Origin of the sequence: Enterococcus casseliflavus NBRC 100478 (assembly GCF_001544095.1) — a bacterium.
Taxonomy (GTDB): Bacteria; Bacillota; Bacilli; order Lactobacillales; family Enterococcaceae; genus Enterococcus_D; species Enterococcus_D casseliflavus.
The window spans coordinates 32961-55589 of record NZ_BCPT01000020.1 but is presented as its reverse complement, the minus strand read 5'-3'; the positions used below and the strand labels follow the sequence as shown (position 1 = coordinate 55589).

Below are 22629 nucleotides of genomic sequence, written 5' to 3'. Positions count from 1 at the left end.
CAAAGCAGCAAAAGTAGTCGATCGTAACGATTGACTACTTTTTTTCGTTCTAGATGAGATTTTCTTTTTCTTTTGCTGGTTTTCTGTTAAAATAGGAAGGTGCTGTAAAGAAAGAGGTGCAATCATGTCTAAGAAAAATAAAGATATCGAAGTCCGTATTGAAGAAACAACGAAAGCCATTCATGGCAAAGACTATACCGTCAATGAATTATTTATTGGTAAAAAACGTATCGGTGAGATTTTAACGACTGGACCGAAAGAATTTCAAAGCTTTTTAGGGGATGAAGATCTAGGTTCAAGCAGAAGTTTAGAAGCTGCGATCGAGATGATTATTCGCCAATGGAATTTACATGAATAATTTCTAGAAAAATTTACTTTTTGCTCTTGCAATTTGTTATCTTTTTCGGTATTATAACTATTGTCAGGTTTGAGAAAAACCTTTTGGAGGAGTAGCGAAGTGGCTAAACGCGACGGACTGTAAATCCGTTCCTTAGGGTTCAGTGGTTCGAATCCACTCTCCTCCACCATTATTGGGGTATAGCCAAGCGGTAAGGCAACGGACTTTGACTCCGTCATGCGTTGGTTCGAATCCAGCTACCCCAGTCAGATGAATACGCAGAAAAAAACAGCAAGTAGTTTTGCTGTTTTTTTTCGTTATTTAACCATTATTTTTTTTGGTTTGAGGAAGGGCTATAAGTTGAAGATTTTTTTTATTTGCGATACGCTAGTAGTAAAGCATTCGGGAGATGAAAACACATGAAATTTAAACTGAATCTAAAAGAAAAAGTAACGGAAGTTGCAGAGCATGTCTATGACGTTGTCAAAAAGGAAGACTATGCGATTCGTGTGGCTTCAAAAGGAATCAAAGTAACTAAACAGCGTAAGACAAAAGACACGATCAAATGGCGCGCAAAAAATCATTGATTAAAGGGCAATTAGCATAAGAGAAACTGCATATAGGCAGTTTCTTTTTTTATTCCTCAATTTCAATCCCCAAGACAGTTAGATGACCGTTTGCCACTAGTTTGATGACGAGTTTTGCTAAATGGTCGGCGTGCATCGTTGTTTCTGCCGTTAGCCACCAATGCAGCGTGCCAACAAATATTGAGGTCATATAATCAATGATGAAGTCTAAGGGCACTTCAAGATCGCCTTCTGTAATCTTCAAGGTTGAAAAGATCTCTTGATACCGTTCCGTTAAAATCAGCCCCAGTTTTTTACGAATGATCTCAATGGCAGAGGCATCCATGATCGTCAAATAAAAAGAGCGATTCTTTTGAATGTGTAAAAAAAGTTCGGTCATGGCCGCTTCGATTTTACGGATCTTGATTCGATTGCCTTGAACGAAATCTTCAAAGTCAAGGATCGAGGTAAAAGATTCGACGGCCAAGTCAAATATTTTTTCATACAAGTCTTGCTTGTCTTTGTAATGGGCATAGAAGGTCGCGCGGTTGATCATGGCTTCGTCTGCGATATTTTGGACAGTCACTTGCTCGAAGCCTTTTTCTTCAACTAAGCGAATAAAGGCTTCAATAATGTACTTATTGGTTCGTTTGACACGTAAATCCAATTTTTTCATATTGTGAATTTCCTTTCAAAATAAACGACAAAAAACGTCTAATTGTTGTTTATCCCACACCTTCGTTGGAATTGTTTGTTGAATTATCAATTAAAAGAATTACAATGAACATAAGTATTATAACAAACGGCTTGTTAGATAATCAACAAAGTGTTGTTTAGATGGAGGCAACAAATGAAAAAATATAAGGCGGGCATCGATGTCGGTTCAACAACGGTCAAGATGGTTCTGTTAGATGAACGCAATCAAACGTGTTTTTCAAGGTATGAACGACACTATGCAGACATCCAAAAGGCAGCGGAAAAAATTATTAAAGAAGCGCAAGCAGTAATCCAAGATCAGCCAGTTGCGCTGGCGATTACCGGATCAGGCGGAATGGGGCTGGCAGAAGTTTTGCGGATCCCTTTTGTCCAAGAGGTCATCGCTTGTACCAAAACAGTCGAGACAGTGATCCCAGAAACGGATGTGGCGATCGAATTAGGCGGTGAAGATGCGAAGATCACCTTTTTTGAAGGTGCGTTGGAGCAGCGGATGAATGGCAGTTGTGCCGGTGGGACCGGTGCGTTTATTGATCAGATGGCGGTTTTATTGAAAACGGATGCCAATGGGGTCAATGAGCTAGCCAAGGGATACCAAACCCTTTATCCGATTGCCTCACGCTGCGGGGTCTTTGCCAAAACTGATGTGCAGCCGCTGATCAATGAAGGAGCGGCAAAAGCGGACATTGCTGCGAGTATTTTTCAAGCGGTGGTCAATCAAACGATTGCTGGCTTAGCTGCTGGTCGTAAAATCAAAGGCAAGGTAGCCTTCTTAGGCGGTCCACTGACGTTTATGTCGGAATTGCGTCAACGATTTATCGATACGTTGAACTTGCAAGAAGCAGATATCATTTTTCCCGAGAATCCAGAACTGTTTGTGGCGATGGGGGCTGCACTGTATGCAGAAGAAGCGCAGCAGCTTTCTGTACTATGCGACCGCTTAGCCAATGAAGAAGACGGCACACTTGCGCCAACAGATACGCTAGATCCTTTATTCAAAGACGAAGCAGAACTGGCTGCTTTTCGTGCCCGCCATGCCCAAGCGGTTGCTACAGAAAAACCTTTGTCGGAGCATAAAGGTGCTGCTTATTTGGGTATCGATGCTGGATCAACGACAACGAAAGTCGTCTTGATCAATGATGCAGGGGATTTGTTGTTTTCTTTTTATGGCAACAATGAAGGCGAGCCGTTAGCGACAACGATGGCGGTTTTACAAGAGCTTTATCGTCAGATGCCTTCTGACGTTTACATCGCAAAGTCAACGATCACAGGGTACGGTGAGCATCTGATCAAACATGCACTGAAGGTCGATATCGGTGAAGTCGAAACGATGGCCCATTACAAAGCTGCTGAACATTTCCAGCCAGGGGTTGATTTTATCTTGGACATTGGTGGGCAAGACATGAAGGCGATGACAGTCAAAGACGGTGCACTTTCTTCGATTCAGCTAAATGAAGCCTGTTCGTCAGGATGCGGCTCGTTCATTGAGACCTTTGCCAAATCTATGAATCAGGATGTCAAAGAATTTGCGCTGGCAGCGACAAAAGCCCAAGCGCCGGTTGACCTGGGTTCGCGTTGTACCGTCTTTATGAACTCAAAAGTCAAACAGGTCCAAAAAGAAGGAGCGTCTGTTGGCGACATTTCGGCTGGCTTGTCTTACTCGGTCATAAAGAATGCTATCTATAAAGTGATCAAGGTTCGGCGCCCCGAAGATCTTGGCGAGAAAATCGTCTGCCAAGGAGGGACTTTCTATAATGAAGCGGTTCTACGCGCCTTTGAATTGATCAGCGGCCGTGAAGTCGTACGACCATCGATCGCTGGCTTGATGGGCGCTTATGGGGCGGCGTTGATCGCGTTAGAAGAAGCGGCGATCGACGATGTCAGTACGTTGTTGTCTCCTGCAGAAATGGCCGATTTTCAAGCAGAAAAAGAATTTACAAATTGCGGGCTTTGCGAAAACAATTGTTTATTAACCGTGACCCTCTTTTCGGATGGTCGAAAATTCATTACGGGGAATCGCTGCGAACGTGGTGCGCGGATCAAAATCAAAAAAGAAGACCGCAAAGTCAATCTCGTGGATGAAAAATACCGCCGCTTGTTCAAGTACCGTTCTTTGCGTAAAAAAGATGCCCTCCATGGGGAAATCGGCTTACCAAGAGTGTTGAATCTTTATGAAAATTATCCGCTATGGCATACCTTTTTCACCCAGTTAGGGTTTCGGGTAACCTTGTCGCCGCGTTCTAATAAAGAACTATATGAGCAAGGGATCGAAACGATTCCTAGCGATACCGTTTGTTACCCAGCCAAACTAGCCCATGGACACATCCAAGCACTGATCGATCAAAACATACCGTTGATCTTTTATCCAGGAGTCATTTTTGAGCGAGTAGAGAACACTGCCGCTGAAAATCATTTTAACTGTCCAATCGTACAAAGCTATCCAGAAGTGATTCGTAACAACGTCGATGCGATTCGTGAAGGGGCGGTTGACTACCGCTGTCCATTTTTAAATCTGGCAGATGAAGCCTCAATGGTCAAAACCTTAATGGGGACGTTTCAAGATTTTGGTTTTTCTGAAGACGAAATTGCCCAAGCGCTGCGCAGCGGCTTCGAGGAACTAGATCAGTTCAAAGCAGATATTGCGCAACGGGGAGAAGAAACGCTGCGAATGCTGATGACGACCAACCAAAAAGGGATCGTTTTATCTGGAAGACCGTATCATTTGGACCCTGAAATCAACCATGGGATAGCGGAAGTCATTACCCAAGAAGGCTTTCATGTACTGACCGAGGACAGTATTGCTCATTTAGCAAATGTCGGCGATCTGCGGGTCGTGGATCAATGGGTCTATCATTCACGGTTGTATGCGGCTGCACGAGTGGTGGCGAAAAACAAGCAGTTAGAATTGGTTCAATTAAACTCCTTCGGCTGCGGGATCGATGCAGTGACCACCGATCAAGTCGAAGAGATTATGGCGCAATATGGCAAGCTGTATACGGTGTTGAAAATCGATGAGGGTGCAAACCTTGGGGCGATTCGGATTCGGTTGCGTTCCTTGAAAGCAGCAGTCAACGAACGGGACAAACAGCACTTTGTTCCTAAAAAGCAATACGAGGAACCAGCAAAGATTATTTTTACCAAAGAAATGCGCAAGCAGCACACGCTCTTATTGCCGATGTTGAGTCCCATCCATCAAAGCGGATTAGTAGATGTCGCTTTGCAGGCTTCTGGGTATCAAGTGGTCTGTCTGCCCAGTGAAGATCGAGAAGCAGTCAATGTCGGTTTGCGCTTTGTCAATAACGATGCCTGCTACCCGGCCATCATTTCCATTGGACAGCTGGTAGAAGCGCTACAAAGCGGGCAATATGACGTCGAAAACACCAGCGTATTGATGACCCAGACGGGCGGTGGGTGTCGCGCAACGAACTATATTCCCTTGTTACGTAAAGCATTGAACGATGCAGGATTTCCGCAAGTACCGGTGGTATCTATTTCGATGGGCAATACTGGTGTTGAATCAAATCCGGGCTTTCGCTTTACCTTGCCGATGATGAAACGCTTGGCGGTGGCATTTTTATACGGGGATCTCTTTGAACGAGTCGTTTATCGCACCCGTCCATATGAGCAAGAAGCAGGGGCTGTCGATCGGCTCCACCAAGAATGGCTGGAAAAAATTGCCAAAAATGTCCGCAATGGCTCCTTCAGTCTCTTTAATCGCAATATGAAGAAAATCATTCAAGACTTTGATCAAGTGCCGTTAAATGCTATCAAGAAGCCACGTGTCGGTGTCGTGGGAGAGATTTTAGTGAAGTATTCACCGACTGCCAATAATGATGTCGTTCGCCTGTTAGAAGCAGAAGGAGCGGAAGCGGTCGTACCAGATATTGTCGGCTTCATGAATTATTCCCTCTACAATCAGATTTGGCGCTACGAGCATTTGGGGATGGCGAAGAAAAGCAAAATGATCGCTGATTTTGCGATCATGGCGATTGAACGGCTCCAAAAACCAATGGATAAAGCGTTGCGGGCGTCAACGCGCTTTGAGGGCATTCATTCGATCCATCAGCTTGCCGAGCAAGCGAGCGAGATTGTTTCCATCGGCAATCATACGGGAGAAGGCTGGTTCTTGACCGGTGAGATGATTGATCTGTTGGAAAATAATGTCAACAATATCATTTGTCTGCAACCATTTGGCTGTCTGCCCAATCATGTGGTAGGAAAAGGTGTTATGAAAGAATTACGTCGTCAATACCCGCAGGCGAACATTGCAGCGATTGATTACGATCCAGGTGTCTCGATCGTCAATCAATTGAATCGCATTCGCTTGCTCATGGCAACTGCCAATAAAGCGTTGGCTGAATAAATTCTCAAGCCAGCGACCGAACCAATTTAAAAGCAAAGAGACTGCTCTTGTTTGGACAATTTGTGATAACTTCTTTTTCTGCCTATAAAATGGGGAAAGAGTTCGCACAAATTGAGAAAAACTGAGCAGTTTTTGCTTTTTTTATTAGCTATTTAGGTATATACCAGTTATAATAGGAGGGGAACGGAGGAATGTGTAGTGGTGGAAAAATTACCTGTTTATATCCAGATTCATGATCAAATCAAAGCCAATATCGAAAACAATACATACAAAATCGGGGATCGTCTACCTTCAGAACGGGAGTTGTCAAAACAATTCGGCGTGAGTCGCATGACGTTGCGGCAAGCGATCCAAACCTTAGCGGATGAGGGGATTCTTGAGCGCAAAATCGGTTCTGGCACTTATGTGGCTCGCCAAAAAGTACAGGAGAAAATGACGGGCACGACGAGTTTTACCGAAATTATGAATTCTCTTGGTCGTAAGCCTTCCAGCAAAGCGGTCGCTTATTTCTTGACTGCACCTAGCTCCAGTGAGATGGAAAAGCTGCAATTAGAAGGACACGAAACGATTTTACGGATGGAGCGGATTCGGTATGCGGATGATATGCCGATCTGTTTTGAAGTAGCGAGTATCCCTGAAAAGTTTATTCATGACTTTAGCAAGGAGGAGATCATCTCTTCCCTCTATAAAGTGTTGGAAGAAAAAGGACAGCGGAAAATTGGCGGCGCTTCGCAAACGATCTCAGCTATGGTCGCTTCCGAGCAAATTGCTGATTATTTACAAATCAAACGCGGCGATGCGATTTTACGTATGCGGCAAATCACTTCATTTGAAGATGGGCAACCATTTGAATATGTGCGCACCCAATATGTCGGCAATCGTTTCGAATTTTATATGGAAAAATAAGCTGCCTGAGACGGCTGGAAACAAAAAAGACGCGAAAAAGCCGAAAGGACACTGCGAGCATACGTGCTGTTGCTCCGCATCGGTCAATTCGGTTTTTCAACGATTGGGCGTTCCTGCATTCGCTGCAGCAAGCGGCATTAGAGTCCGTGCTTTGAGGAAAAGAGCAAACCTGACAGGTGCTTGTCCTGCATAGTTACTCGGTTGGCTCCTCGATGAGGCGCTCTACATATTCGGTCTTGCCTTTGTTTAGCTGCACTTGCCCTTGCAGCAAATCAATCAAAGCGACTTCTTGGTCGGCAAGCGTTGCTTCGGGAATCATTAAGGTAACAACGATTTTCTCGGTATAAGCAATGTCTTTTACGTAGATGTTCTGCAGTTCTAAATAGTTTTGCAGCTTACCTAAAAGGGGATAATCAATGGTCAATGCAAGCTCTTGATGCAAAACGCCTTCGACGATTCCCACCGCTTTGATGCCAGCGGAAGCTGAACTGGAATAAGCGCGGATCAATCCGCCAGCGCCAAGTTTCGTTCCACCGAAGTAGCGGGTAACGACAGCGACCATATTGATCAAGTCATTTTTCTTCAATACTTCTAAAATCGGTACTCCAGCGGTGCCGCTAGGTTCACCATCATCACTGCTGCGTTGGATCTCATGGTTTTCGCCCAATACATAGGCGCTGCAATGATGATTCGCCTTCCAATGTTCTTTTTTGAGGGCTTGTATAAACGCTTTGGCTTCATCTTCTGATTGGATTCGTTTTAACGAACAGATGAAACGCGATTTTTTGATTTCTATTTCCGTTTCTCCATCTTGTCGGATCGTTCGATAAGTCACGCGTACGATCGCCTCCTTTATGTTTCTAGTATAGGCAATCGGAAGGAAAGTTACAAATAGAAGAAAGAAAAAGGCACCAACACAGACCTGAAAAAGAGGAGGCAGTTGCTTTGGGTAGACGCAAAAAGTACGATACGATCACGCACTATTTAAAAAAAAACGGCGGTTCACAAATTACGTTAACCTTTACCCAGTTTGATGAATTTCTTTTCCCAGCATCCGGTTTGCCCAAAAGTGCCCGCACGAGTACGGATTGGTGGGCAAATGATTACCGACATCCTGAAAACGGGGCTTATGCGTGGCTGAATGCCGGCTATGAGGTAGTCCTCGTCAATTTAAAAAAAGAATATGTCGTTTTTAACCGTTTAGTAAAATCAAACTGGCTGCTGGATAGAAAGCGTTGACAAATTTCAAACTTGTTCTATACTAGAGATAGGAAATGTTATCTTATTCTTAAAATTCAAGGAGTGTTCGATATGGCGAAAAAAACAATTATGTTAGTTTGTTCTGCAGGAATGAGTACAAGCTTATTAGTAACAAAAATGCAAAAAGCAGCTGAAGCAAAAGGATTAGAAGCAGATATTTTTGCAGTTTCCGCTTCAGAAGCAGATCAACATTTAGAAAGCAAAGACGTAAATGTTTTATTATTAGGACCACAAGTTCGTTTCATGAAAGGCGATTTTGAGAAACGTCTAGCGCCAAAAGGAATTCCTTTAGAAGTAATCAACATGGCAGACTACGGCATGATGAACGGCGAAAAAGTCTTAGATCAAGCTTTGACATTGATCGGCGAATAAGCAAGACCTGCTGTTGAAGCAAACAAGAAACCTGTAATCGGTTCAAGTACTTTTCAAAAAGTACTTGAACCGATTTTTTTGCGTACTTAAAACTGAGGTGTATGTTATGACCAATCAAAAAGGAAGACAATTTTTTGTTTTAGATGAAACAATGAATCTAGGAAAACCCTTTGATTCTCGACCGGCAATGCTCGAGCAGGGGCAGAGAATCGTTTGTCAGCGATGCGGTTCTTCCCACCGCAAGCCGTCGGTGCAATTACCGATAGGCAGCTATTACTGTCCAACCTGTATTCGCTATGGTCGGATCACATCAAATGGGCGACTGGTGATTCAACCTACGGAAAGTCCAGCCATTGATCACCACATCGTCTGGCCAGGAGCATTGACGCCGTTTCAGCAAAAAATTTCCCAGCAATTGGTGTCTAATTGTCGACAAAAGCGATCCTCGCTTGTTTGGTCGGTCACGGGTTCAGGGAAGACCGAAATGATCTTTGAAACGATCCGCTACGTTCGGCAAGAAGGTGGTCGAGTGGCGATCGTCTCACCTCGGATCGATGTTTGTCGTGAATTGTTTCCGCGGATTCAGCAAGCATTTCCACAAGAGGAAAGCTTGCTCCTTTATGGAAAATCAGAAGAGCCATATCGCTACACAAACATCCTTATTGCCACCACCCATCAGCTATTGCATTTTTATCGGAGCTTTCAACTGATCGTGGTGGATGAGGTAGATGCATTTCCCTACGAGGGCGATGCTCAGCTGCGTTACGGATTATACAATGCCTTAGCCAAAAACGGGTGTCTGATCTATTTAAGTGCGACGCCTTCAGAACGACTGCTGCAAGAAATTCGTGGGAAATTCGCTGTCTTGAAAATGCCGCTGCGGTTTCATCAGCGTCCATTGATCGTTCCAAAACCTGTTCATTATAGTCACTGGGCGCAGGCTTATCGCAGAAAACGTTGGCTGCGACCATTGCTGCTGCAGTTGCAGCGGCTGCTTCAAAAAAACTTTGTCTTGGTGTTTTGTCCAAGCATTGCGCTGATGAAGGAAGTAGAAGCGGCTGTCCGCCGACAAGGCACGTCATGGTCTTTGACTAGCGTTTCGTCGCAAGATCAAAAACGGAGCGAAAAAGTAGCGTCTGCTCGTCGACAGATTTACAAGGTGTTGTTTACAACGATGATTTTAGAGCGTGGGGTGACGTTTGAAAACGTCTCAGTCATCGTATTGGGTGCTAATCATCCAGTCTTTACAAAATCGGCGCTCGTGCAAATTGCTGGTCGTGTCGATCGTAAAGGGGCCTATACGGAAGGGGAGGTCATTTTTTTCTACGACCAAATGACGGAAGCGATCCGAAAAGCACTCAACGAAATCAAGGAAATGAACCAATTGGCAAAAAGCTGGCTGACCGATGGTGTGTAGTTGGTGTAAAAGGACTTTTCCTAGAGAACGAACGATCATTGAGGTGTTGGCTCCTTGGCGTATCCCAGAAAATGAATTGTGCCCGCAATGTGCCCAACAGTTTTCAGTGATCGATTGGCGAACCTGCTGCCCTTCGTGTGGAAAAAAAGAAACTGAGTTTTGCAGCGATTGTCTCTATTGGGAAGAAACGTGTCCCATGATACAATTGCAGCACCGAGCGCTATTTGCTTACGATCAAGGAATGAAGGATTGGCTTCACGAATACAAACTGATGGGAAACTATCAGTTGCGGGGGACGTTTGCGCCTGTGATCAAACAGAAACTCAACAGGTTTGACTATGAGTGTTTGATTCCCATCCCACTATCGGCAGAGCGTTACCAACAGCGAGGGTTTAATCAAGTCACCGCTGTGCTGGAAGCCGCCGGAGTCAGATTTCAAGAGTTACTGGAGAAAGTTGTTGATACCGCACCACAGGCACAACGTTCTCGCAGGCAACGATTACTAGAGGCGCAACCCTTTGCAGTGAAGCCAGATGTAGCGTGTGAAATCAAAGGGAAAAAATTATTGTTGATGGATGATGTTTATACTACCGGTAGAACGTTATATCATGCAGCTGAAGCATTGCAGTCCTTTTGCCCCCAGTCGATTCGTTCATTTTCTATTGCTCGTTGAAACGTTATTTTGAAAACGCTTAAAGAAAATTGTTCGATTTACTAGGCAAATGACCAAGAGTTCGATATAATAGAGTTAAGAAGAAGAAAAGAGTGGTCCTTTTCCTTCTTTACTGGTAGACGAAAGGGGTAATTTTTATGTTTAGATATAATGTGCGTGGCGAAAATATCGAGGTAACAGAAGCGATCCGTGATTACGTCGAGAAAAAAGTAGGTAAATTAGAACGTTATTTTAATGATGTGCCAGAAGCAACAGCACACGTTAATTTGAAAGTTTATACAGAAAAAACTGCAAAAGTAGAAGTAACGATTCCTTTACCATTCCTAGTTCTACGTGCGGAAGAAACTTCACCTGATCTATATGCTAGTATCGATTTGGTTGTTGACAAATTGGAACGCCAAATCCGCAAATTCAAAACAAAAATCAATCGCAAATCTCGTGAGACAGCGTTGGTTCCGCCAACAGATGGTGATTTGTTCACAACTGAAGCAAACGATGAAGAAACCAATGGTTCTGATTTAGACATCGTACGTACAAAACGTTTGTCTTTAAAACCAATGGATAGTGAAGAAGCTGTTTTACAAATGAACATGCTTGGACACAACTTCTTTATCTTTGAAGATGCGGAAACGAATGGAACGAGCATTGTGTATCGTCGGAAAGATGGTAAATACGGGTTGATCGAAACGGATTAACACGTGTGGGATCCTTTTCTCGACACCCCCAAAAAAGTCTTTTTTGACAGAGTAGCTGAGAAGCTGCTCTGTTTTTTTATCTTTTGGAATGAAGCAAGAAATCTTTCTATATAAAAGTTGGCTTTGTTTCTCTTTCGTTTTATTGTGTTATACTATAGATGAAATCATACAGGGAGAGTGAATCATGACTACGTTAGCAGATGTCGCCAAAAAAGCAAATGTTTCCGCAATGACCGTTTCTCGAGTGATCAACCATCCAGATAAAGTGACCGAAGAGCTAAAGCAGCTCGTTCATCAAGCAATGCTGGAACTGGATTATCAACCGAATATTGCTGCCAAATCATTAGTTTCCAAGCGTTCTCATATCATCAAAGTGTATATCTTAGAGGAGATGGACACGACGGAGCCATACTATATGAATTTATTAGTGGGGATCGCTCGTTCCATCGGCAAAGCGCATTATTCGTTGCAGCTGGTTACGACGGATGGGGTGGATCGTGGCCCAGCAGATGGTTGTATCATTACGGGATTTCGCCAAAAGGATATGGACTGGATAAAAAATTTGAAGAAACCCGTCGTTCTATTTGGTGAAAATGAAGCTGGATTCAGCTTTGTTGACAGTGACAACTACCAAGGGATCGTTTCTGCTTGTAAACACGCCCTCGATACTGGCTATCAACACTTGGTCTATATTGGTTTAGAGTTGGAAGAAGCATTTACGAAAAGTCGAGAAAAAGGGTACATAGATACAGTCACAAAAACAGGACAAGCACCAAAAATCCATCGTTTTGAGAACCGTTCTTCCGCAGCCCGCACCTTTATCACAGCACAGAAGGAGCAATTTGCGGAAAATACTTGTTTTATTTGTGCGACGGATCGTTTGGCACTAGGCATCAATCAAGGCTTGCAGTCGATTGGCGCGCAGATACCAAAGGATTTTGGGATTGTCGGCTACGACGGGGTATTCCTGGATCAGGTCAGCTCGCCCAAGTTGACGACTATGAAGCAAGCCATCGTTGAGATGGGCGAAGCTTGTGGTGAATTACTGATTCAAAAAATTGAACAGAACGATACGAGCCTGCGACAACAGCGCTTTTTACCGCAACTCGTGGTTCGTGAATCCACAAGGTGAAAAATTAAGCAAATGGTTGCGCAAATTCATTTCAATTCCTCAATATCTTAATTTAAAGGCTTTTTCAATTTTTGTTATCGCTAACATTTAGAAAATGTTTGCCATTTTAAGAAACCGGTTGCATAATAGAGTTACAAATTGCAGGAGGTAAACAGGATGAAAGTGAATTGGAAAAAGGCAGCTCTAGGATTAGTTTCAGGAAGTGCGTTGTTAACGCTTGCGGCGTGTGGCGGCAACGGCGGTAGTACCGATGGTAGTAATGCAGATGCAGGTTCAGGTAGCGATGAAAAAACGATCACGGTCTCTGTAGGCGCAGACTATATTGATTATATCAATGAAGTGAAAGCTGACTTTGAATCTGAAAATGATGTCACCATCAACGTTGTAGAAATGGACATGTTCGATCAAATGGATGCGCTTCAACTAGACGGTCCTGCTGGGAAAGGTCCAGATGTTACGATGTCTCCTTATGACCGTGTGGGTCAAGTAGGCTCCCAAGGGCATTTGGCAGAAATGACTTTACCAGATGATGGACGTTACAGTGATACCGACAAGCAACAGGTAACGATCGATGATAAGATCTATGGCGCACCAGCAATGATTGAAGCAGTTGTCATGTTCTATAACAAAGATTTGATCGATGAAGCGCCAGCAACTTTTTCTGATTTAGAAGAACTAGCAAAAGATGATCGTTTTGCAGAAGGCGATGACAATGTTGGTTTCTTAGCTCGTTGGACGGACTTTTATTATACGTATGGTCTATTAGCGGGGCATGGCGGGTATGTCTTTGGTGATGAAGGAACAGATCCATCTGATCTAGGGCTGAACAACGAAGGTTCTGTTGAAGCAATCACGTATGCAACTGATTGGTTCCAAAATGTCTGGCCGCAAGGAATGCTTGATGTATCAGCCAACGAAAACTTGATGTTGGATTACTTCAATCAAGGCAAAACAGCAGCTATCATTTATGGACCATGGGGCGTGAACGGCTTTGAAGAAGCAGGCATCAACTATGGTGTAGCGAAAATCCCAACGCTAAACAACGGCAACGACTATGAAACATTTGGCGGCGGAAAAGCGTGGGTGGTATCTAACTACTCACAAAACAAAGACGTTTCTCAACAATTTGTCGAGTATTTGACCAACGAAGCCAATCAAGAGAAATTGTATGACATGCGTCATGATATTCCAGCGAACATTATGGCTCAAGAAACAGTCGCTGCTTCTGATGATCCAGTAGCAAAAGCAGTGATCGAGCAATACAGTGTTTCACAACCAATGCCAAATATCCCTGAAATGTCTGAGGTTTGGGTAGGGGCTGAAAACATGCTGTTTGATGCAGGTTCAGGCAATATGACTCCTCAAGAAGCAGCGGATAATGCTGCCAAAACAATCGAAGAAGCGATTGAGCAGAAATACTAATAATTAGCCGATTACGGTCTGTCATTCATGTCGACGATTCTATAGAGGATGTTTGTCAAAAGGATTCCTTGCAACGTAGCACGCAAGAAATTGCTTGACGAGAGTGTTTTCTATCGATCGTCGGCCGCTTGGCAGACTTTCGATTTTAAGGAGGATACATATGAGGACGAATTCACAAGCCATGCAGACAGCGCTTCTTTCAATCATCCCTGGTGGGGGACAATTCAAAAATGGTCAGAAATTCAAAGCGGGTCTCTTTTTTGCAGCCTTTCTGATTTTTCTGGTCGAAATGTTTTTGTTTGGTGGACAAGCACTTTATAACTTTGTCACACTCGGATCAGTACCGATGGAAGACAACTCTTTGTTCTTGTTGATTGAAGGAACATTGCAGGTCATCGTTACCGTTATTTTCATTATCTTTTGGGTTTTAAATATCAAAGATGCTTATCAGGTTCGGCAAAGCATTGAAAAAGGCTTCCCGGTAGCTGTTACGAGAAAAGAATTTTTCAAAAAATTATACGAAGATGGGTTCGCGTACTTACTGACGATCCCTGCCTACTTGGTAATGATCGTAGCAATTATTTTTCCAGTAATGGTGACGCTCTTTATGGCATTTACCAACTATGATTTTCGACACATTCCGCCAGCAAACTTAATCGACTGGATCGGTTTTTCGAATTTCACGAATATCTTCACCTTAAGTTCTTACCGCGACACCTTTGTAAAAGTATTCAGTTGGACGGTGATTTGGACCGTTTTAGCAACCACCTTGCAAATTACACTCGGCATACTGACAGCAGTTGTTGCCAACCAAAAATTTGTGAAGTTTCGTCGCGTCTTTGGGGTGATTTTCTTGCTTCCTTGGGCGGTGCCAGCGTTTATCACAATCATGAGTTTTTCAAATATGTTTAATGATACCGCAGGAGCGATCAATACGCAGGTGATCCCGCTATTGAACAATCTGCCTTTTGTGGATATTGGGAACATTGCTTGGAAGACTGATCCGTTTTGGACGAAAACGGCGATTATTTTGATTCAGGGTTGGTTAGGGTTCCCCTACATCTATGTAATGGTTTCAGGGATTTTACAATCCATTTCCGAAGATTTGTATGAAGCAGCAAAAATGGATGGGGCCAATGCGTTGCAGCGTTTTCGGAACATTACGCTGCCGGCAATCTTTTTGGTAGCAGCCCCAACCTTCGTTACGCAATATACAGGGAACTTTAATAACTTCTCGATGATCTATCTATTTAACGAAGGTGGACCAGGAAGTTTAGGCGGAAATGCTGGATCGACAGATATTTTGATTTCATGGATCTACAAACTGACGACCGGCGGCTCACCACAATATTCGATTGCTTCTGCATTGACCTTGATCATTTCCTTTGTGGTGATCTCCATTTCATTACTGGTGTTTAAAAAGACGAATGCATTTAATATGGAGGATTGAGGATGAAAAAGAAGAAGTTTTCTTTCAGCAAATTATTTACCTACTTGTTTATGATCGCGTTATCGATCATTATCATCTATCCCTTGTTGATTACCGCAACCTCAGCCTTCAAGGCAGGGAACATGATCGCTTTTCGCTTAGATTTTGATGCGGATTGGACATTGAACAACTTTCGACGTTTATTCAATGAAACCCCGTATTTGACATGGTATAAAAACACCTTGATCGTGGCCGTTTCGACGATGATCATTCAAGTAATGATCGTAACGTTAGCAGGGTATACTTACAGTCGTTACCGTTTTGCTGGTCGTAAAAGTAGTCTGATGGTGTTCTTGATCGTTCAAATGGTACCGACAATGTCGGCGTTGACCGCTTTTTATGTCATGGGCTTATTAGCAAACGGTCTAGATAGCTTCTGGTTCTTGACACTGATTTATATCGGTGGTGGGATTCCGATGAATACTTGGCTGATGAAGGGGTACTTTGATACAGTACCCATCGACTTGGATGAATCAGCAAAACTTGATGGTGCAGGGCATTTTCGCATCTTTTGGCAAATCGTTTTGCCCCTCGTAAAACCAATGGTTGCCGTCCAAGCATTGTGGGCCTTTATGGGACCATTCGGCGAATTCTTGCTGGCGCGATTCTTGCTTCGCTCACAAGAGCGTTTGACCGTCGCAGTCGGGCTACAAACCTTTATCAATGATGCCCGTAACCAACGGGTCGCACTCTTTGCGGCAGGGGCGATTTTGATCGCCGTACCGATCGCTGCACTGTTTTTCTTCTTACAAAAATACTTTGTTTCAGGTTTGACCTCTGGCGGAACAAAAGGATAGGAATGATAGGATGTCTGAACAACGATTTCCCTTAACGTACTTTGGGGCCATTTTTTCTCCAACAAAAGTCTATGCATGGCGTAAAAAATTAAATCGCCGGCAGCAAGTGTTCGTCTATGTTTTCTTGATGTCCTTGCTGATGATCCCGTTGACCTTAATGATCAGCAAGAAAACGGATCAAGCCTTTGCGGCATTTTTTCCCCATGCAAAAACACTCGTGACGGCAGAAACGGCAGCAAAATACAATGAGCTGCAGGTGGAAGATGGCAAACTTTTAGCGGATGAGTCACAAGTCTTTTCCCAAACAGAAGCGGGGATCATAGGCGTTGCGCTTTCAGAAGCGGCTCTTGAAAAAGCGAAATACGCCATCAATTTTCGGGAAACAGACTGGACCATCAAAGAAGAAATCGATGGACAAACCTATCACTATGAAATGCGGTACACGGCGGAAATGGCACCTGATCAAGTAGATGATGCGGCTTCGTTTCAAAAAGCAATCGAAGACGGCTTCTATCGCAACAACGAGACGGCGATTTTCTTCAGTCAGACGATCACAGTGGCATTTTTATTGGTGGCAATGAATAGTATTCTAGTCATAGGCGCAGCGTTTTTCCTCTGGTTGACGAAAAAATCACGACTATCGACAATCGGCAGCTTCAAAGAAAGCACGAACGTGATTTTAAATGCACTGGGGGCAGGCTCTCTCGTTGCGATGTTGGCAGGATTTATTGGCGCTGATATCGTCTTGATGATCGGGATTCAGTCTTTAGGCATGCTACTGATGCTCTTCTTAGCTTTCTTAAAAACCCGTTTTAAAACGGCATAATTTGCAAACCTTCGCAACAAGACGTTTGGGCGTGTGCTGGACTTTCAGCGCCGATCAATGGCTTGTTGCGTGTTTTTTTTCCTGCGTTTCTTTAAAATCTGTGAAAAAAGGTTAAGAATCCGTTTATCACGCAAGATTGATGCGATAGTTCTATCGAAAAATATTTCATTTATGGTGAACTAGTGCTAAAATAGTTAGGAGAGTTTCCAGCTAGGATAATGCAGAAGTAAAAGGAGAATTATTAAGGTATGGCCAATTTTTTTAGAAAATTAATCGAAAACGACAAAAAAGAATTAAAACGTCTTGACCATATTGCGAATCAAGTTGAATCACATGCGGATGAAATGGCCGCTTTATCTGATGAACAATTACGCGGGAAAACCGATGAATTTCGTCGTCGTTTCCAAGAAGGAGAGACTTTGGATAAATTATTACCTGAAGCCTTTGCAGTAGTACGTGAAGCTGCAAAACGCGTTTTGGGCCTTTATCCTTACCACGTCCAATTAATGGGTGGGATCGTCTTGCATGATGGGAATATCCCAGAGATGCGTACTGGTGAAGGGAAAACCTTGACGGCGACATTACCTGTTTATTTGAATGCTTTGAGCGGTCAAGGTGTCCACGTCGTAACTGTCAATGAATACTTGGCAACTCGTGACTCGACTGAGATGGGGGAGCTGTACAACTTTTTAGGGTTGACGGTCGGCTTGAACATTAACTCAAAATCAGCAGAAGAAAAACGTGCGGCATATGCTTGTGATATCACTTATAGTACAAACAATGAATTAGGGTTTGACTATTTGCGGGACAACATGGTGGTTTACCGTCATCAAATGGTACAGCGTCCATTAAACTATGCCATCGTCGATGAGGTCGATTCGATCTTGATCGATGAAGCGAGAACACCGTTGATCATTTCAGGACAAGCAGAAAAATCAACTGCGCTATACAATCGGGTCGACAATTTTGTCAAACGCTTGACGGAAGAAGAAGACTACAAAATCGATATCCAATCAAAAACGATCGGTTTAACAGAACGTGGGATCGAAAAAGCAGAAGAGACCTTCGGCTTAGAAAACTTGTATGATATTGAAAACACGGCATTGACCCATCACTTGGACCAAGCACTACGGGCGAATTACATTATGATTCGTGACATTGATTACGTGGTGCAAGATGGGAAAGTAATGATCGTTGACCAATTTACAGGTCGGATCATGGATGGTCGCCGCTATTCTGATGGGCTCCATCAAGCGATCGAAGCGAAAGAAAGTGTCGAAATCGAAGATGAAACCAAAACGATGGCGACGATCACATTCCAGAACTACTTCCGGATGTACAAAAAACTGTCTGGGATGACCGGTACAGCGAAAACGGAAGAAGAAGAGTTCCGAGAAATCTATAACATGCAAGTCATTCAGATTCCTACGAACAAACCAATCTTACGGGATGATCGTGCGGACTTGCTTTATCCAACGCTTACGAGCAAATTCCAAGCAGTCGTTCAAGACATCAAAGAGCGTCACCGCAAAGGACAACCCGTGCTTGTAGGGACGGTCGCTGTTGAGACTTCTGAATTACTGTCATCAATGCTTGATCGTGAGAAAGTTCCTCATGAAGTATTGAATGCCAAGAATCACTTTAAAGAAGCAGAAATCATTTTGAATGCTGGACAAAAAGGCGCTGTAACGATCGCGACCAATATGGCTGGTCGGGGAACGGATATCAAGTTAGGTCTTGGTGTTGCAGAACTTGGCGGCTTGGCAGTTATCGGTACTGAGCGTCATGAATCGCGACGGATCGATAATCAGTTACGGGGACGTGCGGGACGTCAAGGAGATCCAGGGATGTCGCAATTTTACTTATCGCTAGAAGATGATTTAATGAAGCGTTTTGGTTCTGAACGAATCAAAGTGTTCTTGGATCGGATGAAGATCGATGAAGGCGACGCCGTGATCCAAAGCAAGATGCTTTCAAAACAAGTAGAATCTGCCCAACGACGAGTGGAAGGCAATAACTACGATACTCGGAAAAACGTCTTGCAATACGATGACGTAATGCGAGAACAGCGGGAAGTTATTTACGGACAACGTCAAGAAGTGATCATGGAAGAAACGGATCTTTCACCACAATTAATGAATATGGTGAAACGTTCCATCAGCCGGGTCGTCGACAGTCATACGCAATTAGAAGAAAGCAATTGGAATTATGAAGGAATCGTTGATTTTGCTGCGAATGCACTTGTTCATGAAGATACCATCAGTATCGAGGACATCAAGGGCAAATCAGCTCAAGAGATCAAAGACTACCTAAACCAACGGGCAGAAGAAGTCTTTGAACAAAAGAAAGCACAACTTAATAGTCCAGAACAATTACTGGAATTTGAAAAAGTAGTCATCCTACGAGTTGTCGATACGAAGTGGACCGACCACATCGATGCTATGGATCAGCTGCGTCAATCGGTTGGGTTGCGGGCTTATGGACAAAACAATCCATTAGTTGAGTACCAAACAGAAGGATTCAATATGTTTGAGAACATGGTTGGAGCGATCGAATATGAAGTAACTCGTCTCTTTATGAAGGCAGAGATTCGCCAAAACGTTCAACGGGAACAAGTTGCTCAAGGGGAAGCACAAGGGGTAGAAGAAGCACCGGCTGCCCAAGCACCAAGTTTCAAAAACGTTGGTCGTAACGATCCTTGTCCATGCGGCAGCGGGAAAAAATTCAAGAATTGCCACGGGAAAAATATGTAACACGTTTTGAAAAAGTTGAGAGTAGGCTGGCAGACGTTTTTGTCCAGTCTACTTTCGTTTGTAAGAAAAAAAGAAAGAAGGAATTTTAATGGAAATCGCAGATATTCGGAATCAATTGACCCAGATGAATGAAAAAATAATCAGTTTTAGGGGGTCTCTTTGACTTAGATCAGTTAGAAGAGGACATTGCGGAAGCGGAACACCAAATGGCAGATCCCACCTTTTGGGATGACTCGGAAAAAGCCCAACAAGTCATTAACGCAAACAATGCCAACAAAGAGACCTACGATCAGTTCAATCAGTTAGCAGAAGAATTGGAAGAACTGGAAGTGATGTTGGAAATGATTCAAGAAGAAGCAGACCCAGAAATGGAAGCAGAACTTGAAGCACGGATCACGAAGCTAAACGAGAAAATGGCGTCTTATGAATTGTCGATGCTGTTAGATGAACCTTATGATCGAAATAACGCCATCATCGAGCTTCATCCTGGTGCAGGCGGTACCGAATCACAAGACTGGGGCAGCATGCTGTTACGGATGTATACTCGTTTTTGCGAACAACATGGGTATCAAGTAGAGACCCTCGACTATCAAGCTGGTGATGAAGCGGGGATCAAAAGTGTCACTTTACTTGTAAAAGGCCACAATGCCTATGGGTATTTGAAATCGGAAAAAGGCGTTCATCGTTTAGTTCGGATCTCACCTTTTGATTCAGCCAAGAGACGGCACACGTCATTTTGCTCGGTGGATGTGATGCCAGAATTAGATGGGGCGATCGATGTGGAAATCAACTCAGATGATTTGAAAATCGATACGTACCGCGCAAGTGGTGCGGGCGGACAGCACATCAACAAAACCGAATCTGCTGTGCGGATCACCCATATTCCGACAGGAACGGTCGTTGCTAGCCAAGCCCAGCGCTCACAATTGAAAAACCGTGAGCAAGCGATGGGGATGTTGAAAGCCAAGCTGTATCAATTAGAAGTGGAAAAGAAAGAGCAAGAGGCAGCAGCCTTGCGAGGCGAGCAGTTAGAAATTGGTTGGGGCTCGCAAATCCGTTCTTATGTCTTCCATCCCTATTCGATGGTCAAAGATCACCGAACGAATTTCGAAACTGGGAATGTACAGGCAGTCATGGATGGCGATTTGGATGGCTTTATCGACGCGTATTTGAAGCTGAAACTGAATCAAAAATAACCTTGTGTGACTTAAACAGATTGAAACATAATTGTAATCTGTTGCAAGCAAGGTGAAATATATTCATGCTATAATAAGCCAGAATGAAAATTTGAGATGGAGAGATAGCTGTATGATAGAAATGAAAGATATAATGAAAAAGTACTCTAATGGTACGACTGCTATCCGTAACCTTTCGATTTCAATTGATCAAGGAGAGTTTGTCTATGTCGTTGGACCATCAGGCGCCGGCAAATCAACCTTTATCAAATTGATGTATCGGGAAGAAAGAGCAACCAAAGGCGTTTTGAATGTCGCAGGATATGATTTGGTCGGCATGAAAAACCGCGAGATCCCTTTGATGCGTCGGGAAATCGGCGTGGTCTTTCAGGATTATAAACTTTTACCACGGAAAACGGTCTTTGAAAATGTTGCTTATGCAATGCAAGTTATCGGCCGCAAGCCTCGTGATATCAAAAAACGGGTGATGGAAGTTTTGGATTTGGTCGGACTGAAACATAAAGTTCGGGTCTTTCCAAGTGAGCTTTCCGGTGGGGAACAACAACGGGTGTCGATCGCTCGTGCCATCGTAAATACGCCGAAAGTATTGATTGCGGATGAACCAACGGGGAATCTAGATCCTGAAAACTCATGGGAAATCATGAAGTTGCTTGATCGGATCAATGCCCAAGGAACAACGGTCGTTATGGCGACCCATAATAGTACGATCGTAAATACGATTCGTCATCGCGTGATCGCGATTGAAAATGGCCGCATTATTCGCGACCAAGCGGAAGGAGAATATGGTTACGATGATTAGAACATTTTTCCGTCATCTCCTGGAGAGTATCAAAAGTTTAAAGCGTAACGGCTGGATGACTATTGCGTCATTGAGTGCGGTGACGATCACACTGACATTAGTCGGTATTTTTCTAGGTGTAATCTTAAATGCAACAAAACTAGCCGAAGACATTCGCGAGAATGTGGACGTTTCGGTTTTCGTTGATATTGGTACGGAACAAGAAGACATGGATGCTTTGGAACAGTCCTTAAATGATCTGCCGAACGTTTCAGAAGTGAAATTTTCTAGCCGAGACGAAGAATTGCAGAAGATCCAAGATGCAATGGGGGATTCATGGAACTTGTTCGAAGGCGACAGTAATCCGCTGTATAACGTGTTTGTCGTCAGTGCAACAGATCCAGAGTATACGACAGAGATCGCTGAGCAAGCTGGCGAATTGCCAAATGTTTTCAAAGCCGATTACGGCGGAGATTCTTCTGACCGAATCTTTGAATTGTCTGCTGCTGTGCGGACTTGGGGCTTAGCGGCTGCTGTCTTATTGATTTTTGTGGCAATGTTCCTGATCTCTAATACGATTCGGATCACGATTTTGTCTCGTCAAAGAGAAATTCAGATCATGCGTCTGGTGGGGGCGAAAAACGGCTACATTCGTTGGCCATTCTTCCTTGAAGGCGGCTGGATCGGACTCTTAGGTTCGATCGTTCCGATTGCATTAATGTACTTCGGCTACCACCAAGTTTATGCAATGGTCAATCCATCCTTACTGCGTTCAAATTACAGTTTAATTGCACCAAATATGTTTCTATTACAAGTTTGCGGTGTGATGGCACTGATTGGGATCGTGATCGGTTCACTTGGTTCTGTCTTATCAATGCGCCGTTTCTTAAAATTCTAAACCGATGTTTTCTTAAAGTCGATCGTCAAGATCGG

General features: G+C 43.6%; 19 protein-coding genes, 2 tRNA genes and 2 pseudogenes. 21 read left to right on the top strand and 2 right to left on the bottom strand.

What is annotated here, in order from left to right; translation table 11 throughout:
* Positions 1–124 precede the first annotated feature (124 nt).
* The 4 genes from ECA1_RS14570 (at position 125) to ECA1_RS17655 (ending at position 924) form a co-directional block, all read left to right on the top strand.
* Positions 125–358: a DUF2969 domain-containing protein gene (locus ECA1_RS14570; RefSeq protein ID WP_005228752.1), complete on the top strand. Its 234-nt coding sequence runs from the start codon at positions 125–127 to the stop codon at positions 356–358.
* An 85-nt stretch (positions 359–443) separates the two neighbouring features.
* Positions 444–527, top strand: a tRNA-Tyr gene (locus ECA1_RS14565).
* A gap of 4 nt (positions 528–531) precedes the next feature.
* Positions 532–603: transfer RNA gene (locus tag ECA1_RS14560), tRNA-Gln, on the top strand.
* Between the two features lie 153 nt (positions 604–756).
* Positions 757–924, top strand: a complete 168-nt coding sequence (locus ECA1_RS17655) for a hypothetical protein (protein WP_167823179.1) — start codon at positions 757–759, stop codon at positions 922–924.
* A gap of 49 nt (positions 925–973) precedes the next feature.
* Here the strand turns inward: ECA1_RS17655 and ECA1_RS14555 are convergent, their stop codons facing one another.
* Positions 974–1579, bottom strand: coding sequence for a TetR/AcrR family transcriptional regulator (locus tag ECA1_RS14555; protein WP_005228762.1), 606 nt, complete (start codon positions 1577–1579; stop codon positions 974–976).
* 174 nt (positions 1580–1753) lie between these two features.
* Between ECA1_RS14555 and ECA1_RS14550 the strand changes: the two genes are divergently transcribed.
* Entirely contained in the window at positions 1754–5980 is a 4227-nt protein-coding gene (locus tag ECA1_RS14550; RefSeq protein WP_060792869.1) for a 2-hydroxyacyl-CoA dehydratase, read from the top strand.
* A gap of 198 nt (positions 5981–6178) precedes the next feature.
* Positions 6179–6886: a GntR family transcriptional regulator gene (locus ECA1_RS14545; protein ID WP_060792868.1), complete on the top strand. Its 708-nt coding sequence runs from the start codon at positions 6179–6181 to the stop codon at positions 6884–6886.
* 193 nt (positions 6887–7079) lie between these two features.
* Here ECA1_RS14545 and ECA1_RS14540 read toward each other — a convergent pair whose 3' ends face one another.
* Positions 7080–7721 (bottom strand): YigZ family protein, encoded by a 642-nt coding sequence (locus ECA1_RS14540; RefSeq protein ID WP_060792867.1) that lies wholly within the window; start codon positions 7719–7721, stop codon positions 7080–7082.
* 110 nt (positions 7722–7831) lie between these two features.
* On the opposite strand from ECA1_RS14540, the gene ECA1_RS14535 reads away from it, so the two are divergent.
* The 15 genes and pseudogenes from ECA1_RS14535 to ftsX all read left to right on the top strand — a co-directional run bounded on the left by ECA1_RS14535 (position 7832) and on the right by ftsX (position 22594).
* The gene (locus ECA1_RS14535; protein WP_060792866.1) at positions 7832–8125 is read left to right on the top strand and encodes a DUF7662 domain-containing protein; all 294 of its coding nucleotides are present in this window, start codon (positions 7832–7834) and stop codon (positions 8123–8125) included.
* Between the two features lie 72 nt (positions 8126–8197).
* The gene (locus ECA1_RS14530) at positions 8198–8518 is read left to right on the top strand and encodes a PTS sugar transporter subunit IIB (protein WP_005228768.1); all 321 of its coding nucleotides are present in this window, start codon (positions 8198–8200) and stop codon (positions 8516–8518) included.
* A gap of 106 nt (positions 8519–8624) precedes the next feature.
* Complete coding sequence (locus ECA1_RS14525; RefSeq protein ID WP_060792865.1) at positions 8625–9935, top strand: DEAD/DEAH box helicase; 1311 nt, start codon at positions 8625–8627, stop codon at positions 9933–9935.
* 196 nt (positions 9936–10131) lie between these two features.
* On the top strand, positions 10132–10608 hold the full coding sequence (locus ECA1_RS14520; protein WP_228084615.1) for a ComF family protein: 477 nt from the start codon (positions 10132–10134) through the stop codon (positions 10606–10608).
* Between the two features lie 137 nt (positions 10609–10745).
* Positions 10746–11303 (top strand): ribosome hibernation-promoting factor, HPF/YfiA family, encoded by a 558-nt coding sequence (hpf, locus tag ECA1_RS14515; protein ID WP_005231866.1) that lies wholly within the window; start codon positions 10746–10748, stop codon positions 11301–11303.
* A 184-nt stretch (positions 11304–11487) separates the two neighbouring features.
* Positions 11488–12435 carry a LacI family DNA-binding transcriptional regulator gene (locus tag ECA1_RS14510; protein WP_005228774.1) on the top strand — a complete coding sequence of 316 codons (948 nt, stop codon included), beginning with the start codon at positions 11488–11490 and terminating at the stop codon, positions 12433–12435.
* Between the two features lie 156 nt (positions 12436–12591).
* Positions 12592–13857: an extracellular solute-binding protein gene (locus ECA1_RS14505; RefSeq protein ID WP_060792863.1), complete on the top strand. Its 1266-nt coding sequence runs from the start codon at positions 12592–12594 to the stop codon at positions 13855–13857.
* A gap of 160 nt (positions 13858–14017) precedes the next feature.
* Positions 14018–15307: a carbohydrate ABC transporter permease gene (locus ECA1_RS14500; RefSeq protein WP_060792862.1), complete on the top strand. Its 1290-nt coding sequence runs from the start codon at positions 14018–14020 to the stop codon at positions 15305–15307.
* Between the two features lie 2 nt (positions 15308–15309).
* A complete protein-coding gene (locus ECA1_RS14495) occupies positions 15310–16143 on the top strand; it encodes a sugar ABC transporter permease (protein ID WP_016608756.1) in 834 nt (277 codons plus the stop codon).
* Positions 16144–16153: 10 nt separating this feature from the next.
* Positions 16154–16969 carry a DUF1189 family protein gene (locus tag ECA1_RS14490; RefSeq protein ID WP_060792861.1) on the top strand — a complete coding sequence of 272 codons (816 nt, stop codon included), beginning with the start codon at positions 16154–16156 and terminating at the stop codon, positions 16967–16969.
* Positions 16970–17217: 248 nt separating this feature from the next.
* Positions 17218–19602, top strand: a pseudogene (secA, locus tag ECA1_RS14485) (preprotein translocase subunit SecA); the annotation flags it as partial.
* Between the two features lie 45 nt (positions 19603–19647).
* Positions 19648–19722: pseudogene (locus ECA1_RS18085) on the top strand (SEC-C metal-binding domain-containing protein); the annotation flags it as partial.
* A gap of 88 nt (positions 19723–19810) precedes the next feature.
* Positions 19811–20918, top strand: a protein-coding gene (gene prfB / locus ECA1_RS14480; RefSeq protein WP_100214389.1) for a peptide chain release factor 2 whose coding sequence is annotated in 2 segments (ribosomal slippage) — positions 19811–19882 and positions 19884–20918 — 1107 coding nt in all. Because the reading frame shifts where the segments join, the coding sequence is not laid out codon by codon here.
* A gap of 112 nt (positions 20919–21030) precedes the next feature.
* Entirely contained in the window at positions 21031–21717 is a 687-nt protein-coding gene (gene ftsE, locus ECA1_RS14475; RefSeq protein WP_005237293.1) for a cell division ATP-binding protein FtsE, read from the top strand.
* A complete protein-coding gene (gene ftsX, locus ECA1_RS14470) occupies positions 21710–22594 on the top strand; it encodes a permease-like cell division protein FtsX (protein ID WP_010749773.1) in 885 nt (294 codons plus the stop codon). Before ftsE ends, ftsX begins: the two co-directional genes overlap by 8 nt.
* Positions 22595–22629: the final 35 nt, after the last annotated feature.

What these genes read in the sequence shown, in the direction of transcription:
- ECA1_RS14570 (WP_005228752.1), top strand. Translation starts at nt 125, where the DNA reads ATGTCTAAGAAAAATAAAGATATCGAAGTCCGTATTGAAGAAACAACG.
- ECA1_RS17655 (WP_167823179.1), top strand. Translation starts at nt 757, where the DNA reads ATGAAATTTAAACTGAATCTAAAAGAAAAAGTAACGGAAGTTGCAGAG.
- ECA1_RS14555 (WP_005228762.1), bottom strand. Translation starts at nt 1,579, where the DNA reads ATGAAAAAATTGGATTTACGTGTCAAACGAACCAATAAGTACATTATT.
- ECA1_RS14550 (WP_060792869.1), top strand. Translation starts at nt 1,754, where the DNA reads ATGAAAAAATATAAGGCGGGCATCGATGTCGGTTCAACAACGGTCAAG.
- ECA1_RS14530 (WP_005228768.1), top strand. Translation starts at nt 8,198, where the DNA reads ATGGCGAAAAAAACAATTATGTTAGTTTGTTCTGCAGGAATGAGTACA.
- ECA1_RS14525 (WP_060792865.1), top strand. Translation starts at nt 8,625, where the DNA reads ATGACCAATCAAAAAGGAAGACAATTTTTTGTTTTAGATGAAACAATG.
- ECA1_RS14520 (WP_228084615.1), top strand. Translation starts at nt 10,132, where the DNA reads ATGATACAATTGCAGCACCGAGCGCTATTTGCTTACGATCAAGGAATG.
- hpf (WP_005231866.1), top strand. Translation starts at nt 10,746, where the DNA reads ATGTTTAGATATAATGTGCGTGGCGAAAATATCGAGGTAACAGAAGCG.
- ECA1_RS14510 (WP_005228774.1), top strand. Translation starts at nt 11,488, where the DNA reads ATGACTACGTTAGCAGATGTCGCCAAAAAAGCAAATGTTTCCGCAATG.
- ECA1_RS14505 (WP_060792863.1), top strand. Translation starts at nt 12,592, where the DNA reads ATGAAAGTGAATTGGAAAAAGGCAGCTCTAGGATTAGTTTCAGGAAGT.
- ECA1_RS14500 (WP_060792862.1), top strand. Translation starts at nt 14,018, where the DNA reads ATGAGGACGAATTCACAAGCCATGCAGACAGCGCTTCTTTCAATCATC.
- ECA1_RS14495 (WP_016608756.1), top strand. Translation starts at nt 15,310, where the DNA reads ATGAAAAAGAAGAAGTTTTCTTTCAGCAAATTATTTACCTACTTGTTT.
- ECA1_RS14490 (WP_060792861.1), top strand. Translation starts at nt 16,154, where the DNA reads ATGTCTGAACAACGATTTCCCTTAACGTACTTTGGGGCCATTTTTTCT.
- ftsE (WP_005237293.1), top strand. Translation starts at nt 21,031, where the DNA reads ATGATAGAAATGAAAGATATAATGAAAAAGTACTCTAATGGTACGACT.
- ftsX (WP_010749773.1), top strand. Translation starts at nt 21,710, where the DNA reads ATGATTAGAACATTTTTCCGTCATCTCCTGGAGAGTATCAAAAGTTTA.